The organism is Burkholderia sp. BDU5 (genome assembly GCF_001522845.1).
Classification (GTDB): domain Bacteria; phylum Pseudomonadota; class Gammaproteobacteria; order Burkholderiales; family Burkholderiaceae; genus Burkholderia; species Burkholderia mayonis.
This window is the reverse complement of sequence record NZ_LOWC01000164.1, coordinates 1-15148: the sequence shown is the minus strand read 5'-3', so window position 1 is coordinate 15148 and position 15148 is coordinate 1. Positions and strand designations below refer to the sequence as shown.

Annotated in this window: 16 protein-coding genes; 9 read left to right on the top strand and 7 right to left on the bottom strand. The window is 67.6% G+C overall.

What is annotated here, in order from left to right; genetic code table 11:
* Positions 1-23 precede the first annotated feature (23 nt).
* Positions 24-905 carry a pirin family protein gene (locus tag WS69_RS26680; RefSeq protein ID WP_059473650.1) on the bottom strand — a complete coding sequence of 294 codons (882 nt, stop codon included), beginning with the start codon at positions 903-905 and terminating at the stop codon, positions 24-26.
* A gap of 158 nt (positions 906-1063) precedes the next feature.
* Between WS69_RS26680 and WS69_RS26675 the strand changes: the two genes are divergently transcribed.
* Positions 1064-1948 (top strand): EamA family transporter, encoded by an 885-nt coding sequence (locus tag WS69_RS26675; protein WP_059473687.1) that lies wholly within the window; start codon positions 1064-1066, stop codon positions 1946-1948.
* 337 nt (positions 1949-2285) lie between these two features.
* On the opposite strand, the gene WS69_RS26670 is transcribed toward WS69_RS26675, so the two are convergent.
* Both WS69_RS26670 and tsaE read right to left on the bottom strand, forming a co-directional pair.
* Positions 2286-3848 (bottom strand): N-acetylmuramoyl-L-alanine amidase, encoded by a 1563-nt coding sequence (locus WS69_RS26670; RefSeq protein WP_059473649.1) that lies wholly within the window; start codon positions 3846-3848, stop codon positions 2286-2288.
* Positions 3830-4384, bottom strand: a complete 555-nt coding sequence (tsaE, locus tag WS69_RS26665; protein ID WP_059473648.1) for a tRNA (adenosine(37)-N6)-threonylcarbamoyltransferase complex ATPase subunit type 1 TsaE — start codon at positions 4382-4384, stop codon at positions 3830-3832. The genes WS69_RS26670 and tsaE overlap by 19 nt, the downstream gene beginning before the upstream one ends.
* Positions 4385-4401: 17 nt before the next feature.
* Between tsaE and queG the strand changes: the two genes are divergently transcribed.
* From queG to xerD, 3 genes are all read left to right on the top strand, one after another.
* Positions 4402-5625, top strand: coding sequence for a tRNA epoxyqueuosine(34) reductase QueG (queG, locus tag WS69_RS26660; protein ID WP_059473647.1), 1224 nt, complete (start codon positions 4402-4404; stop codon positions 5623-5625).
* Positions 5626-5696: 71 nt separating this feature from the next.
* The gene (locus WS69_RS26655; RefSeq protein ID WP_059473646.1) at positions 5697-6164 is read left to right on the top strand and encodes a methylated-DNA--[protein]-cysteine S-methyltransferase; all 468 of its coding nucleotides are present in this window, start codon (positions 5697-5699) and stop codon (positions 6162-6164) included.
* Positions 6164-7165 (top strand): site-specific tyrosine recombinase XerD, encoded by a 1002-nt coding sequence (gene xerD / locus WS69_RS26650; protein WP_059473645.1) that lies wholly within the window; start codon positions 6164-6166, stop codon positions 7163-7165. The genes WS69_RS26655 and xerD overlap by 1 nt, the downstream gene beginning before the upstream one ends.
* A 216-nt stretch (positions 7166-7381) precedes the next feature.
* Here the strand turns inward: xerD and WS69_RS26645 are convergent, their stop codons facing one another.
* On the bottom strand, positions 7382-8944 hold the full coding sequence (locus WS69_RS26645) for a class I adenylate-forming enzyme family protein (protein ID WP_059473686.1): 1563 nt from the start codon (positions 8942-8944) through the stop codon (positions 7382-7384).
* Positions 8945-9084: 140 nt separating this feature from the next.
* On the opposite strand from WS69_RS26645, the gene ybaK reads away from it, so the two are divergent.
* Together ybaK and plsY are read left to right on the top strand one after the other, a co-directional pair.
* Positions 9085-9576, top strand: a complete 492-nt coding sequence (gene ybaK, locus WS69_RS26640) for a Cys-tRNA(Pro) deacylase (RefSeq protein ID WP_059473644.1) — start codon at positions 9085-9087, stop codon at positions 9574-9576.
* Between the two features lie 109 nt (positions 9577-9685).
* Positions 9686-10294 carry a glycerol-3-phosphate 1-O-acyltransferase PlsY gene (gene plsY / locus WS69_RS26635; RefSeq protein WP_059473643.1) on the top strand — a complete coding sequence of 203 codons (609 nt, stop codon included), beginning with the start codon at positions 9686-9688 and terminating at the stop codon, positions 10292-10294.
* 490 nt (positions 10295-10784) lie between these two features.
* On the opposite strand, the gene WS69_RS26630 is transcribed toward plsY, so the two are convergent.
* On the bottom strand, positions 10785-11270 hold the full coding sequence (locus tag WS69_RS26630; RefSeq protein WP_059473642.1) for a YajQ family cyclic di-GMP-binding protein: 486 nt from the start codon (positions 11268-11270) through the stop codon (positions 10785-10787).
* 136 nt (positions 11271-11406) lie between these two features.
* Between WS69_RS26630 and murB the strand changes: the two genes are divergently transcribed.
* A complete protein-coding gene (gene murB / locus WS69_RS26625; RefSeq protein ID WP_059473641.1) occupies positions 11407-12456 on the top strand; it encodes a UDP-N-acetylmuramate dehydrogenase in 1050 nt (349 codons plus the stop codon).
* Between the two features lie 129 nt (positions 12457-12585).
* Here murB and argF read toward each other — a convergent pair whose 3' ends face one another.
* Positions 12586-13515 carry an ornithine carbamoyltransferase gene (argF, locus tag WS69_RS26620; RefSeq protein ID WP_059473685.1) on the bottom strand — a complete coding sequence of 310 codons (930 nt, stop codon included), beginning with the start codon at positions 13513-13515 and terminating at the stop codon, positions 12586-12588.
* Positions 13516-13935: 420 nt separating this feature from the next.
* Here argF and WS69_RS26615 point away from each other — a divergent pair, with 420 nt between their 5' ends.
* Complete coding sequence (locus WS69_RS26615; protein WP_059473640.1) at positions 13936-14259, top strand: DUF3579 domain-containing protein; 324 nt, start codon at positions 13936-13938, stop codon at positions 14257-14259.
* A 191-nt stretch (positions 14260-14450) separates the two neighbouring features.
* Here the strand turns inward: WS69_RS26615 and rpsT are convergent, their stop codons facing one another.
* Entirely contained in the window at positions 14451-14729 is a 279-nt protein-coding gene (gene rpsT, locus WS69_RS26610) for a 30S ribosomal protein S20 (protein ID WP_059473639.1), read from the bottom strand.
* 224 nt (positions 14730-14953) lie between these two features.
* On the opposite strand from rpsT, the gene WS69_RS35160 reads away from it, so the two are divergent.
* Positions 14954-15148, top strand: a 195-nt coding sequence (locus tag WS69_RS35160) for a hypothetical protein (RefSeq protein WP_231747232.1), incomplete at its 3' end; no start/stop codon positions are given.

Genomic DNA, 15148 nt, shown 5'->3' with positions numbered 1-15148 from the left:
AATGAGGGTGCGCGGCCTTTTTTTCAATGCGCGCGGCGCTCGGGCAACGGAATCCAGTCGGTTTCGCCGGGTACCGTCCCCATCTCCTGCGCCGCCCACGCGCGCTTCGCGCGCTCGATCGCGCCGCGCGAGCTCGCGACGAAATTCCATTCGATGAAGCGCTCGCCGTCGAGCTTGTCGCCGCCGAGCAGCATCGCGCGCGCGCCGCCGGCGCTTGCGAGCGCAACCCGCGTGCCCGGCGCGAGCATCGCCATCTGGGCGGTTTCGAGCGGCGTGCCGTCGACGGTCAGGTCGCCGTCGACGAGATAGACCGCGCGCTCTTCGTGCTCGGCATCGAGCGCGAGTGCGCCGCCTGCCGCGAACACGGCGGCGACGTACAGTGTGCGCGAAAACGTCGTGACGGGCGAGCGCACGCCGAACGCGTCGCCCGCGATCACCGTCATCACGACGCCGTCGCGCTCGAGTTTCGGCAGCGTCGCGGCCGCGTGGTGCTCGAACGACGGCTCGCGCGTTTCGTGCGCGAGCGGCAGCGCGACCCAGGTCTGGATCCCGTGCACCGTCTGCCCGCTCGCGCGCGCCTCGTCCGGCGTGCGCTCCGAATGGACGATCCCGCGTCCGGCCGTCATCCAGTTGACGTCGCCCGGCACGATTTTTCGCACGGAGCCGAGGCTGTCGCGATGCATGATCGCGCCGTCGAACAGATAGGTGACGGTCGCGAGGCCGATGTGCGGATGCGGGCGCACGTCGAGGCCCGCGCCCGCGGGCTGCTCGGCGGGGCCCATGTGATCGAAGAAGATGAACGGGCCGACGGTGCGCGCGGCGAGCGCGGGCAGCGTGCGGCGCACGGTCAGGTTGCCGATGTCGCGGACGTGCGGCTTCAGGATGGCTTTGATCGAGTCGGTCATGGCGGGCGGCGTTCGGGGCGTTCGTGCGGCGGAATGCGAACCATTGTAACGGCGTAGCGGCGCTCGCGGCGGATGCGCTCGGGACGCGCGCGGCTGTCTGCAGGCTTGACGGAACGCCGGTAGACTCGACGGCTCGCGCAAAAAACATGGAGACGACGATGGCCCCGAGAGACTTGCTGCTGGCGCTGGTGGTGATCCTGGCGTGGGGCGTGAACTTCGTCGTGATCAAGGTCGGGCTGCACGGCGTGCCGCCGATGCTGCTCGGCGGGCTGCGCTTCCTGCTCGCGTCGGTGCCCGCAGTGTTCTTCGTGCGCCGCCCGCAGATTCCGTGGCGTCTCCTCGCGCTGTACGGGTCGACGATCCTGCTCGGCCAGTTCGTGTTCCTGTTTTCCGCGATGCACGTCGGCATGCCGGCCGGACTTGCTTCGCTCGTGCTGCAGTCGCAGGCGTTCTTCACGCTGTTCTTCGCGATGCTCGTCCTCGGCGAGCGCTTGCGCGCGCAGAATCTCGCGGGCCTCGCGATCGCGGCGGCCGGGCTCGTCGTGATCGCCGTGCAGGGCGGTCGCGGCATGACGCTCGCGGGCTTTCTGCTGACGCTCGGCGCCGCCGCGCTGTGGGCGCTCGGCAACGTCGTGACGAAGAAGCTCGGCAAGGTCGATCTCGTGTCGCTCGTCGTCTGGGCGAGCCTCGTGCCGCCCGTGCCGTTCTTCGTGCTGTCGTATTGCTTCGAGGGGCCGCAGCGGATCGGGGCCGCGCTGACGTCGCTGTCGGGCGCGTCGGTCTTCGCGGTCGTCTATCTCGCGTTCGTCGCGACGCTGCTCGGCTACGGGCTGTGGAGCCGCCTGCTGTCGCGTTATCCGGCCGGGCAGGTCGCGCCGTTCTCGCTGCTCGTGCCGATCGTCGGCCTCGCGTCGTCGTCGCTGCTGCTCGGCGAGCAGTTGACGCATGCGCAGCTCGCGGGCGCGGCGCTCGTGATGGCAGGGCTCGCGGTCAACGTGTTCGGCGACCGACTCGCGCGGCGGTTCTTCGCCGCGGCGTCGTGATCGCGCCGCGGGATTCCGGCGGCGAAAAGGCGCATGGCAACGAGGTACTCGGCGCGATGCGCGGCGCCGGATCGTGCGGCGGACGTGCTGATCGGCCAGTCGCGGAATTCGCGCGCGGCGACCGCGATCGACGAAGGCTGGGGCGAGACGGCTAAGGCGGGCGTGCCGAAGCGGTGCGCACCGCCGGGAAGATCGGGTTGCGAGACGCGGTACAGCGCGCAATTTGACGAAGGGACTATCGCGAAGGGACTATCGCGAAGGCGCGCGGGACGAATCGGCGGGCTCGAGCGTCCCCGCGCGCGGCGGCGCGGGACGCCGCCGCGCCAGACCGGGCGCGTCAGGTCATCCGGCTCTTCGCGAGCGGTGGATTGGCCGCGAAATAGCGCTTGATTCCGCGGAAGATCGCATCGGCCATCTGGTCGCGGTACGCGTCGTCGTTCAGCCGGCGCTCCTCGTCCGGATTGCTGATGAACGCGGTTTCGACGAGGATCGACGGAATGTCGGGCGCCTTCAGCACCGCGAACCCCGCCTGCTCGACCGAGCCCTTGTGCAGCTTGTTGATGCCGCCGACTTCCTTCAGCACGTAGCCGCCGTAGCGCAGCGAATCGCGGATCTGCGCGGTCGTCGACATGTCGAAAAGCGCGCGGTTCACCGAGACGTCCTGCGTCTTGATGTTGATCCCGCCGATCTGGTCCGACGAGTTCTCCTTGTTCGCGAGCCAGCGCGCGGCCGCGCTCGACGCGCCGTGGTCCGACAGCGCGAACACCGACGAGCCGCGCGCCGACGGCGTCGTGAACGCGTCCGCGTGGATCGACACGAACAGATCCGCGCCGACGCGCCGCGCCTTCTGCACGCGCACGTTGAGCGGCACGAAGAAGTCGGCGTCGCGCGTCATCATCGCGCGCATGTTCGGCGCGGCGTCGATCTTCGCGCGCAGCTTCTTCGCGATGTCGAGCGCGACGTGCTTCTCGTACGTGCCGCCGCCGCCGATCGCACCCGGATCCTCGCCGCCGTGGCCCGGATCGATCGCGACGGTGAGGAGGCGCACGGTGCCGCGGCCGGATTTCGGCGCGGAGAACGCGTAGGTGTCGGCATCGCCGGATTCGTCGTCGTTCTTGCGCGCGATGACGGGCGGCGGCTTGACCGCGGGCCGCGACGGCGCGGCAGGCGGCGTCTGCGCGATGGGCGGATTGGCAGGCGCGCCCGGCGCCGGGCGCGCGGCGTGCGCGGGCGGCGGATTGTTCTGCGCAAAGCGCTGGAAGAATGCGTCGCTGTTGTCGGCCGCGGCGGGCGGCGCGGCGGCCGGGCCGTTGAGCGCGGCCGTCGGCGGCTGCGCCTGCTGCGCGCGCATCGTGTCGTTCAGCTGCTGTTCCTTGCGCTCGGTCTGCGCGATCAGGTCGGACAGCGGATCGGGCGCGACGGCCGGATACAGGTCGAACACGAGCCGGTAGCGATAGGTGCCGACGGGCGGCAGCGTGAACACCTGCGGCTTCACCGAGCCTTTCAGGTCGAACACCATCCGCACGACGTGCGGCTGATACTGGCCGACCCGCACCGACTGGATCTGCGGATCGTTCGGCGTGATCTTCGACACGAGGTCGCGCAGCGCCTGGTCGAGATCGAGACCGTTCAGATCGACGACGAGCCGGTCCGGTCTTTGCAGCAACTGCTGCGAGTTCTGCAGCGGCTGGTCGGATTCGATCGTCACGCGCGTGTAGTCGCGCGCGGGCCACACGCGCACGCCGAGCACCGACGACGCGTGCGCGAGGCGCGGCAGCGCGAGCCCGAGCACGAGCGTCGACGCGCCGGCGCGCAGGATCTGCCGGCGTCGCCAGTTATGGGTCGCGGTGGCCGCCGATTCGATCGAGCGGAACGGTTTGATCAACATCTTTCGAGACATGCCTTTCCTGATGCGCTGTACGCTCGGGCGGTGAGGAGCCGGCCTTCGCCGTCCACGTCGAGCGAGAACACGAGATCCGGCACGCCAAGGAGCGCGCCCGCCCGCTGCGGCCATTCGACGACGCAGATCGCGCCGGAATTGAAATACTCGCGAAAGCCTGCGTCGGCCCATTCGGCCGGATCGCTAAAACGGTACAGATCGAAGTGATAGACCTCGAGTTCCCCATCGGAACGCGCGAGTGCGTATGGCTCGACGAGCGCGTAGGTCGGGCTCTTCACGCGGCCCGCGTGGCCGAGGCCGCGCAGCATCGCGCGCACGAGCGTCGTCTTGCCTGCGCCGAGATCGCCGTAAAGCTGGATTTGCAGGCCGTCGAACGCGTGCGCGGCGGCGCGCTCGCCGCGCACCGCGTCGAGCGCGTGCGCGAAGCGCTCGCCGAACGCGATCGTCGCCGCCTCGTCGGCGAGCGCGAGCGTGCGCTCGGCGATCGGAGCGGGCGGGAAGGGCGCGGCATGCGCGTGGCTAGGCTGCTCGGACATTCTCGTAAAATAGAGCGATGGACCGAATTCCGGAACTCGCAGTCGCAGATGCGCGCCCCTCGCAGGACGGGCGCGCCGCGCCGTCTCGCCTCGACGATGCGAAGCTCGCCGGGCTCGCGTCGCGCATCAAGGCGTGGGGGCGCGAATTGGGTTTCGGGGCGATCGGCATCAGCGATACCGATCTCTCGGATGCCGAAGCGGGGCTCGCCGCCTGGCTGGAAGCCGGATGCCACGGCGAGATGGATTATATGGCCAAACATGGGATGAAACGTGCGCGGCCGGCCGAACTTGTGGCCGGCACGCGACGCGTGATCTCCGCGCGGCTCGCCTATCTGCCCGCCGCGACGCTCGGCGACGCACCCGATTCGAGCGCCGCGCCGCGCGACTGGCGCGCGCGCGAGGCGGCGCGCATCGCCGATCCGCAGGCGGCCGTCGTGTCCGTCTACGCGCGCGGCCGCGACTATCACAAGGTATTGCGCCACCGGTTGCAGACGCTCGCCGAGCGGATCGAAGCCGAGATCGGCGCATTCGGCTATCGCGTGTTCACCGATTCCGCGCCGGTACTTGAAGTCGAGCTCGCGCAGAAGGCGGGCGTCGGCTGGCGCGGCAAGCACACGCTGCTCTTGCAGCGCGACGCGGGCTCGTTCTTTTTTCTCGGCGAAATCTACGTCGACGTGCCGCTGCCGACCGACGCGCAGACGTCGCCCGCCGCCGCGCCCGAGACGTCCGGCGCGCATTGCGGCAGCTGCACGCGCTGCATCGGCGCGTGCCCGACCGGCGCGATCGTCGCGCCGTATCGCGTCGACGCGCGGCGCTGCATCTCCTATCTGACGATTGAATTACACGGCAGCATTCCCGAGCCGCTGCGGCCGCTCGTCGGCAATCGCGTGTACGGCTGCGACGACTGCCAGCTCGTCTGCCCGTGGAACAAGTTCGCGCAGGCGGCGCCCGTGGCCGACTTCGACGTGCGGCACGGGCTCGATCGCGCGTCGCTCGTCGAACTGTTCGCATGGACTGCCGAGCAATTCGACGAGCGGATGCAAGGCAGCGCGATTCGCCGGATCGGTCACGAGCGCTGGCTGCGCAATCTCGCGGTCGGCCTCGGCAACGCGCTGCGCACGGCGCCCGGCAGCGTCGAGCCCGTCGCGCGCGCGGCGATCGTCGCGGCGTTGCGCGCGCGTGCGGACGATTCGTCCGAGCTCGTGCGCGAGCACGTCGAGTGGGCGCTGCGCGCTGCGTGAAGGCGGCGTAAAGTGACGGTTTGGCGGGCGGCCGGCGCACGTCGCGGGCGAGCCCCTTTCAGGAGACAACGATGTTCAACGCAGTAATCGATGCGCCATTCGGCAAGATGGGTATCCGCACCGATGCGTCGGTCGTGCGCGAGATCGTCTATCTGCCCGAATCGATGAAGAGCGTCGCGCCGGACACGACGCTCGCGAAGCGGGCCGCGCGCCAGATCGAGCGCTATTTCGAGCGTGCGTCCGCGCGTTTCGACCTGCCGCTCGCGGCAGTCGGCACGCCGTTCCAGCATCGCGTGTGGAACGCGATCAGCGCGATTCCGCCCGGCGTCGTGCTGACCTACGGGCAGATCGCGAAGCAGATCGGCAGCGCGCCGCGCGCGGTCGGCCAGGCGTGCGGCTCGAACTATTTTCCGCTCGTGATTCCGTGTCATCGCGTCGTCGCGTCGGGCGGGATCGGCGGCTTCGCGAACCACGACGACGACGGCTACTTCCTCAAGGTCAAGCGCTGGCTGCTTGCGCACGAGGGCGTGCAGTACTGATGGCGCGCGCAGCAGGTGCCCCCGCGGCCCCCGTGGCGATCGTCGAGCCCGAGCGTGCGCACGCGCCGTCGTCCGATCGTCCGTCCGACGAGCTGGCCGCGTCGCCCGCATGGGTCGACAGCCGCACGTCGATCGATCTGTTCTGCGATGCGATGTGGCTCGAGCACGGGCTGTCGCGCAACACGCTCGACGCGTACCGGCGCGACCTGCAACTGTTCGCGCAATGGCTCGCCGCGCAGCATGAGGCGAACGTCGATCAGGCGAGCGAGGCGATGCTGACGGGCTACATCGCCGCGCGCAGCGACGGCAAGGCGACGTCGTCGAATCGCCGGCTGTCGGTGTTTCGCCGCTATTACGGCTGGGCGCTGCGCGAGCATCGCGCCGCCGCCGACCCGACGCTCAGGATCGCATCGGCGAAACAGGCGCCGCGGTTTCCGTCGACGCTGTCCGAGGCGCAGGTCGAGGCATTGCTTGCCGCCCCCGACGTCGATACACCGCTCGGCCTGCGCGACCGGACGATGCTCGAATTGATGTACGCGAGCGGGCTGCGCGTGAGCGAGCTCGTCACGCTGAAGTCGGTCGAGGTCGGGTTGAACGAAGGCGTCGTGCGCGTGACGGGCAAGGGTTCGAAGGAGCGGCTCGTGCCGTTCGGCGAAGTCGCGCACGGCTGGATCGAGCGCTACCTGCGCGACGGGCGGCCCGCGCTTCTCGGCGCGCGCGCAGCCGATCCGCTCTTCGTCACCGCGCGCGGCGACGGGATGACGCGCCAGCAGTTCTGGAACATCATCAAGCGCCACGCGCAGCAGGCGGACGTCCGCGCACATCTGTCGCCGCATACGCTGCGGCACGCGTTCGCGACGCATCTGCTGAACCACGGCGCGGACCTGCGGGTCGTGCAACTGCTGCTCGGCCACAGCGACATCTCGACGACGCAGATCTACACGCACGTCGCGCGCGAGCGGCTGAAGACGCTGCATGCGGCGCATCATCCGCGCGGGTGACGCCTGCGGCGACCTTGCGCCCATTCGTCGCGCGCGCGACTCGCGCATCCGCCGCGCGGGCGTCGCGCGGCTGCCCGCGGCGCGGTTCGCGTCGAGTGCGGATGATCGATCCTTCACGCATCGATCATTCGGGTATCGGTCGTTTGCGGAACATCTTCGTCCTTCCGGCATCCGCTCTCCGTGTGCGTCGGACGCCGGCGTGCGAGCCGCGCCACGTCACAGCATCTCGCGCAGCCTGTGCTTGAGCACCTTGCCCGTCGACGCGGCTGGCAGCGCGGCAAGCGCGCGGATCTGCGCGGGGCGCTTGTACGGGGTGAGCCGGCCCGCGCACCAGTCCTTCAGATCGTCTTCGGTTGCGGCTGCATTCGGCGCGAGCTCGACGAACGCGATCACCTCCTCGTTGCCTTCGACCGCGCGCCCGATCACGGCCGACTGCACGACGTCCGGATGCGCGTTCAGCGCCTGTTCGACTTCGGACGGATAGACGTTGAAGCCCGAGCGAATGATGAGTTCCTTGCTGCGGCCGGCTATCGTCACCGCGCCGTCGTCGGCCGCGCGCGCGAGGTCGCCTGTCTTCAGCCAGCCGTCCGCCGTGACGGCCGCGCGCGTGCCTTCCGGATTGCGGTAGTAGCCGAGCATCACGTTCGGTCCGCGCACCCACAGCTCACCGACTTCGCCCGGCGCGACGTCGGCGCCGTTCGCCGTGCGGAAGCGGACGGCGACGCCCGGAATCGGCATGCCGACCGAGCAGTCGGCGCGCGGCGCGTCGATCGGCGTTTGCGTGATCGTCGGGCTGCTCTCGGTCATCCCGTAGCCGTTGTGCAGCGGCAGGCCGTAGACGCGTTCGACGCGCGCTTTCAGATCGGCGTCGAGCGGCGAGCCGCCCGAATAGACGAAGCGCAGATGCGGTGCGTGCCACGCGTGTCCGTGCGCGCGGAGATGCTCGAGCAGTTTCGCGTGCATGGCCGGCACGCCCTGGAAGAGGGTTACGCGCTCGTCGGCGAGCGCGCGGCGCAGCGCCTCCGGCGAAAAGCGGGGCACGAGCTTGAGCGTTGCGCCCGCGTAGAGGCTGCCGAGGCATACCGACGCGAGCCCGTAGACGTGCGACACAGGCAGCACCGTGTAGACCACGTCGGTCGGCGCGACGCGCCGCTGCGTGCTCGACACCGCCGCGACGAACAGCAGGTTGCGGTGCGACAGCATCACGCCCTTCGGCGTGCCGGTCGTGCCCGTCGTATAGATGAGCGCCGCGCACTGGCGTGCGCCGTCCGCTTCGACCGGTTCCGCGCGCACGCTCGCGTCGAGCGTGTAGGACCACGCGCCGATGTCGAGCTCGAACGGCGCGGCCTGCTGCGCGCTGCACCGTTCGGCATGCGCGCACGCGTCGGGCGACGTGCCGGTGACGAACGCAATCAGGCGCGGCTGCGCATGCGCGGCGATCGCATCGAGCTCGGCCGCCGCAAGGCGCGCGTTCGACACGATCGCCCATGCTGCGAGCCGCGTCGTGGCGAACAGCAGCACGAGCTGCGCGACACTGTTCTCCGCGACGATCATCACGCGGTCGCCGCCTTGCACGCCGAGGCTTCGCAGCCGGTCGGCGGCCGCGTCGATCGCATGCGCGAGCTGCGCGTACGTGAGCCGGCGCGCGTCCTCGATCAGCGCGACGTGATCGGGCATGCGTTCGGCGATGCGCGCGGGCAGTGCCGCGATCCGCGACGGCAACGCGGCGATCAGCGCGTCGACGTCGATCGCCGCGCCAGCGGAAAAATGGGTTGTCATGGCGTCTCCGTATGGTCGGCGCGAGCGCGACGTCGCGCCGTTGCCGACCGTGTGCCGACGATCGTGCCACGCGGCGGCCGCGCGGACAATCTGCCATTCGGACAATAGTCCCGTGCGCCGCCTGCAATTAAAATGCGCACATGAGCAAATCCAAACACATTTCCGAAACGCCTGCGACGCAGTTCCTGCGCCGCCACAGCGTCGCGTTCGGCGAGCACGTCTACGATTACGTCGACCACGGCGGCACGTCCGAATCGGCGCGGCAACTGGGCGTCGACGAGCACGCCGTCGTCAAGACGCTCGTGATGGAAGACGAGCGCGCGAAGCCGCTCATCATCCTGATGCACGGCGATCGCACGGTGTCGACGAAGAACCTCGCGCGGCAGATCGGCGCGAAGCGCGTCGAGCCGTGCAAGCCCGAGGTCGCGAACCGGCATTCGGGCTACCTCGTCGGCGGCACGTCGCCGTTCGGCACGAAGAAGGCGATGCCCGTCTACGTCGAATCGACGATCCTCGACTTGCCGTCGATCTACCTGAACGGCGGCCGGCGCGGCTACCTCGTGAGCCTCGCGCCCGCGGCGCTGACGACGCTCCTGGATGCACGGCCCGTGCAGTGCGCAATCGTCGACTGAGGGTTTCACCCGCATGGCGTGCCGCGCCGGTTCGGTAGAATGAGCGCCGCCGCGACCTCGCGACCGAGGCCGCCCATCCAACCTATACGTTGAAACAAGAGTCCTTCGCATGCAGATCCTGCTCGCTACCGTCGCCGCCTATCTGATCGGATCGGTGTCGTTTGCCGTCGTCGTCAGCGCCGCGATGGGGCTCGCCGACCCCCGCTCGTATGGCTCGAAGAATCCCGGCGCGACCAACGTGCTGCGCAGCGGCAACAAGAAGGCGGCGATTCTCACGCTCGTCGGCGACGCGTTCAAGGGCTGGCTTGCGGTTTGGCTCGTCAGGCGCTTCGGCATCGGCGGCGAGATCGGCGTCGCACTGTCGGCGACCGCCGTGTTCCTCGGCCACCTGTATCCGGTTTTCTTCCGCTTCCAGGGCGGCAAGGGCGTCGCGACCGCGGCGGGCGTGCTGCTTGCCGTGCATCCGGTGCTCGGCCTCGCGACCGCGCTGACCTGGGTCATCGTCGCGTTCTTCTTCCGCTATTCGTCGCTTGCGGCGCTCGTCGCCGCCGTGTTTGCGCCGGTTTTCGACGTGTTTCTGTTCGGCACGCGCAACAATCCCGTCGCGTGGGCGGTGCTTGCGATGAGCGTGCTGTTGATCTGGCGGCATCGCTCGAACATTTCGAAGCTCATTGCAGGCGAGGAAAGCCGGATCGGGCAGAAGAAGACCGGCGTGTAATCTGGGCGGATTCGCCCGATTTCGTTTGGTTTCGTTCGGGACACGCGGATACGATGCGCGTCGCGGTGCCGTCGCGCATCGAGATGTGTTCGATCGGAGCGGGAAGGCCGGTTTTGCATCGGCGGCGCACGCGATTCGGGCGTCGATCGCATCCTCAAACGTTGATGCTGCAGTTAGCGCAAGCGGCACGCGAACGAGCGCAGATGCAAGGCGCACCGCGTGTTCCGGAGTCCGTTGTGCTCGCGCATAAATCACGCAAGCCGCTGCGGCGCGTGCAACGAAGACGCGCTTAATCTCGACGATTTGCCGCTTGGCGAACGGTGCGTCCGCTTATTCAGCCGACCGTCACGCCGCGAACGACGCATCCGCTCCACGCGATACGGTGCGCGGCGCACGGCGAATCGACCTTCGACGACTTGTCGCGCCGCGACTGGCGCGCCCGACCTGAAGCCGCCCGCTACGATACGACCGGCGAGCGGCTCGTCCGGTTTCAGTCGCGGAAGTTGTTGAAGTCGAGCGGCGTGTCGGTCACTTCCTTGCGCAGCAGCGCGATCACGCTTTGCAGATCGTCGCGCTTCGCGCCGGACACGCGCACCGCATCGCCCTGGATGCTCGCCTGCACCTTGATCTTGCTGTCCTTCACGATGCGCACGACCTTTTTCGCGAGGTCACCCGACACGCCTTTCTTGATCGTCGCAACCTGCTTCACCTTGTCGCCGCCGATCTTCTCGATCTTGCCGTAGTCGAGGAAGCGCACGTCGACGTTGCGCTTCGCCAACTTGCCGATGAGCACGTCCTTGACCTGGCCGAGCTTGAATTCATCGTCGGCGTAGAGCGTGAGCTCGCGCTCCTTCTGCTCGACGCGCGCGTCGGAGCCTTTGAAGTCGAAGCGGGTGGAAATTTCCTTGTTCGATTGCTCGACTGCATTTTTCACTTCGATCATGTTCGCTTCGGAAACGACGTCGAACGATGGCATGGCATTCTCCTGTAGAGCGTGCCGCGCGCGGCCTGCGCGCGGTCACTCGCTATAATTGCGGGCTGACCGCCATTTTACCGGCGCCCCTACATTTGCCCAAGGCCGCAGGCTTGACCGCGCGCCGGCGCAACCGCGAATGCCGATGTTCCGTCCCGATTCTTCCATCCGATTGATTCCCGACTATCCGCTGCGTGCGCACAACACGTTCGGCTTCGACGTGCGCGCGCGCGTCGCGGCGCGGATCGGCTCGCCCGAGCAGTTCGCGTCGCTCGCGGGCGATCCACGCGTCGCGGGGCTCGACACGCTCGTGCTCGGCGGCGGCAGCAATGTCGTGTTCACGGGCGACTTCGACGGCCTCGTGCTGCTCGACGAAATCCGCGGTCGCGCGCTCGTGCGCGAAGACGACGGCGCGTGGTACGTCGAGGCGGGCGGCGGCGAGAACTGGCATGCGTTCGTCGAATGGACGCTCGCAAAAGGGATGCCGGGGCTCGAGAACCTCGCGCTGATTCCAGGCACGGTCGGCGCGGCTCCGATCCAGAACATCGGCGCGTACGGGATCGAGATGAAGGAACATTTCGCGTCGCTGCGCGCGGTCGAGCTCGCGACGGGCGAGATCGTCGAATTCGATGCGCAGCGCTGTGCATTCGGCTATCGCGACAGCTTCTTCAAGCGGGAAGGGCGTGGCCGTTTCGCGATCGTGGCGGTGACGTTTCGCTTGCCGAAGGCGTGGACGCCGCGGCTCGGCTACGCGGACGTCGCGCGCGAGCTTGCCGCGCGCGGGATCGACGCGAGCCGAGCGAGTGCGCGCGACGCGTTCGACGCAGTCGTCGCGATCCGGCGCGCGAAGCTGCCCGATCCGCTCGAGCTCGGCAACGCTGGCAGCTTCTTCAAGAATCCGGTGATCGACGCGCATGCGTTCGCCGCGCTGCGCGCGCGGGAGCCGGACGTCGTGTCGTATTCGCAGCCGGACGGCCGCGTGAAGCTTGCGGCCGGCTGGCTCATCGACCGCTGCGGGTGGAAGGGGCGGACGCTCGGCGCGGCGGCCGTCCACGAGCGGCAGGCGCTCGTGCTCGTCAATCGGGGCGGCGCGACAGGCGCCGATGTGCTCGCGCTCGCGCGCGCAATTCAGCGCGACGTGCTGGAGCGTTTCGGCGTCGAACTGGAGGCGGAGCCGGTGTGCCTGTAGGCGGAGCGCGGACGCGCGCGCATCGGCAATAAAAAAACCTCGCTGCGAACCAGCGAGGTTTTTCGTGGCGACGAAGAAGGGTGTGTCGGCGCTCGATGCGCCGTCGCGGCGGCGGTGCGAGCTCCCGCGTCAGTGATTCAACCGCCCGAGCAGCAGGAACTCCATCAGCGCCTTCTGCACGTGCAGGCGGTTTTCCGCCTCGTCCCACACGACGCTCTGCGGCCCGTCGATCACGCCCGCCGTCACTTCCTCGCCGCGGTGCGCGGGCAGGCAGTGCATGAAGAGCGCGTCGGGATTCGCGTGCGACATCATCTCCCCGTCGACGCACCAGTCGGCGAACGCCTGCTTGCGCGCTTCGTTCTCCGCTTCGAAGCCCATGCTCGTCCAGACGTCGGTCGTGACGAGATCCGCGCCCTTGCACGCTTCGTTCGGATCGTCGAACACCTGATAGAACGGCGTGCTTTCCGGATCGACGAGCTTCGCGTCGAGCGTATAGCCGGGCGGCGTCGACAGGCGCAGCTTGAAGTCGAGGATGCGCGCGGCCTGAATCCACGTGTACAGCATGTTGTTCGCATCGCCGATCCACGCAACCGTCTTGCCGCGGATCGGGCCGCGGTGTTCGTAATACGTGAAGATGTCGGCGAGCACCTGGCACGGGTGGTATTCGTTCGTCAGACCATTGATTACCGGCACGCGCGAATTCTCGGCGAAGCGCTGGATGATGTCCTGCTCGAACGTGCGGATCATGATGATGTCGACCATTCGCGAGATCACCTGCGCCGAATCCTCGACGGGCTCGCCGCGGCCGAGCTGCGTGTCGCGCGTGCTCATGAACACGGCATGGCCGCCCAACTGGAAGATCCCGGCTTCGAACGACAGGCGCGTACGTGTCGAACTCTTCTCGAAGATCATCGCGAGCGTGCGGTCGTGCAGCGGGTGATAGGTCTCGTAGTTCTTGAATTTGCGCTTCAGGATACCCGTGCGTTCGAGCACGTACTCGTAGTCTTCCAGCGAGAAATCCTTGAACTGCAGGTAGTGACGAATGGTTTTGGCGATCATGAAACGAAACGCGGCGGACTCACCCGGCGGAGAACGCGCCGGACGGCGCCGCCGTCGGATGTGATAACTCGATGCAGCATAAAGGATTTTTTCCGCTTTGACGAGCCGCTGCCGCGCGCCGTCGCCGCCCGCCGCGCGGGACGGTGCGCTTCCGGTTTCCGGCATGCGTTCGACACGACGCGCGATGGCGCGCTGCGGTATAATTTCGAAGTTTTCTCAAGCCCGGCGGGCAAGGTTCATGCTTGGTCTGCGGGACACAATCGGCGAGGGCGGCGGCTTGCCTGCGCGCGATGCGCCGCAAGCCGGAACGCTCGTTCAGGCGGGCTCGTCGCGGGCCGCCGCGAAACCGCTTCCATTGTGTTCGAAGTACGCAGGCGAAGCTTCGCCTGCGCACTGCTGGGCCGTCACTTGGGTACCCTCATGGCTGAAACTCTCCCGACCGAATATTTCATTCAGGGCATCACGAAAGATGGGAAGAAGTTTCGGCCGAGCGATTGGTCCGAACGCCTGGCTGGCGTGATGTCGTGCTACGGCCCGGGAGCGAGTGGGCCCAATGCCCGCCTTCAGTATTCGCGCTACGTGCGGCCGACGCTGCTCGGCGACCTCAAATGCGTGATCGTCGATGCCCGGCTGCGCGACATCGAGCCGATGGCATTCGATTTCGTGATGAATTTCGCGAAGGACAACAACCTCGTCGTCACCGAGGCGTGCGAACTGCCTGATTACGACAGGGCGCAGAAGTGACGCGATGAGGCGGTGGCATCGGATCGCTCGGGCGGCAGCCCGGCAAAGCCGACAATTGAGGCATCGAAAGGAGGCGTCGAGAGATGGCCGTCGAAATGTCCCCCGAAGACCCAGCAAAAAAGCCCGCATGAAGCGGGCTTTTTTGTCGATCGCAGAGGAAACAGGGCGCCCGCTTCGCGGGCGCGCCGGATTTACTGCGCAGCTTGCGCTTGCAGGCCCTTGACGGCTGCGGCGAGGCGGCTCTTGTGGCGAGCGGCCTTGTTCTTGTGAACAATCTTCTTGTCGGCAATCGTGTCGATCGTCTTCGTCGAGGCCTTGAAGACTTCGGCGGCCTTGGCGTGATCGCCAGCGTCGATCGCCTTGCGGACGGCCTTGATCGCGGTGCGGAATTTCGAGCGCAGCGCCGAGTTGTGCGAGTTTGCCTTCGCTGCCTGGCGGGCGCGCTTGCGTGCTTGTGCGGAGTTAGCCATGACGGTTCCTTATCCTGTCCTGTTTCCAGAGCTTGGAGCCTGACGGCCAAGCGCTGCTTTTCGATTCGACTCCCGGGAGCGATTGCCCGGGAGCGCAAAAAAACGTCGGTTTAACCGAGGCCGGCCGGCACGCTTGACTGCGAAACGATGCTTGGCGACGCCACGCAATGCGTATCAATGCGTATGACAGGCTCAGAAACCGGGAATTATAACAACAAAATAAAATGAGTGGCAAGCGCGGGCCGCATCTTGTGTCGCGAGCAAATGAATTGTCCGGGTCTGTAGCACGTAATCTGTCCGGTTTTTGGGTGCGGCATGAAGCCACCCGTAAGCCGGGCACGGTGGTTACAGGAAACCCGGAAGATGAGATTCGAAGAGGTCTACACGGACTGGCAGGAGAAGCGCCTGACGCAAGCGGA

Coding starts and splice junctions, on each gene's coding strand:
- WS69_RS26675 (WP_059473687.1), top strand. CDS start 1,064: ATGGCCCCGAGAGACTTGCTGCTGGCGCTGGTGGTGATCCTGGCGTGG.
- rpsT (WP_059473639.1), bottom strand. CDS start 14,729: ATGGCTAACTCCGCACAAGCACGCAAGCGCGCCCGCCAGGCAGCGAAG.
- WS69_RS26630 (WP_059473642.1), bottom strand. CDS start 11,270: ATGCCATCGTTCGACGTCGTTTCCGAAGCGAACATGATCGAAGTGAAA.
- queG (WP_059473647.1), top strand. CDS start 4,402: ATGGACCGAATTCCGGAACTCGCAGTCGCAGATGCGCGCCCCTCGCAG.
- murB (WP_059473641.1), top strand. CDS start 11,407: ATGCCGATGTTCCGTCCCGATTCTTCCATCCGATTGATTCCCGACTAT.
- xerD (WP_059473645.1), top strand. CDS start 6,164: ATGGCGCGCGCAGCAGGTGCCCCCGCGGCCCCCGTGGCGATCGTCGAG.
- tsaE (WP_059473648.1), bottom strand. CDS start 4,384: ATGTCCGAGCAGCCTAGCCACGCGCATGCCGCGCCCTTCCCGCCCGCT.
- ybaK (WP_059473644.1), top strand. CDS start 9,085: ATGAGCAAATCCAAACACATTTCCGAAACGCCTGCGACGCAGTTCCTG.
- WS69_RS26615 (WP_059473640.1), top strand. CDS start 13,936: ATGGCTGAAACTCTCCCGACCGAATATTTCATTCAGGGCATCACGAAA.
- WS69_RS26670 (WP_059473649.1), bottom strand. CDS start 3,848: ATGTCTCGAAAGATGTTGATCAAACCGTTCCGCTCGATCGAATCGGCG.
- WS69_RS26645 (WP_059473686.1), bottom strand. CDS start 8,944: ATGACAACCCATTTTTCCGCTGGCGCGGCGATCGACGTCGACGCGCTG.
- plsY (WP_059473643.1), top strand. CDS start 9,686: ATGCAGATCCTGCTCGCTACCGTCGCCGCCTATCTGATCGGATCGGTG.
- WS69_RS26680 (WP_059473650.1), bottom strand. CDS start 905: ATGACCGACTCGATCAAAGCCATCCTGAAGCCGCACGTCCGCGACATC.
- WS69_RS26655 (WP_059473646.1), top strand. CDS start 5,697: ATGTTCAACGCAGTAATCGATGCGCCATTCGGCAAGATGGGTATCCGC.
- argF (WP_059473685.1), bottom strand. CDS start 13,515: ATGATCGCCAAAACCATTCGTCACTACCTGCAGTTCAAGGATTTCTCG.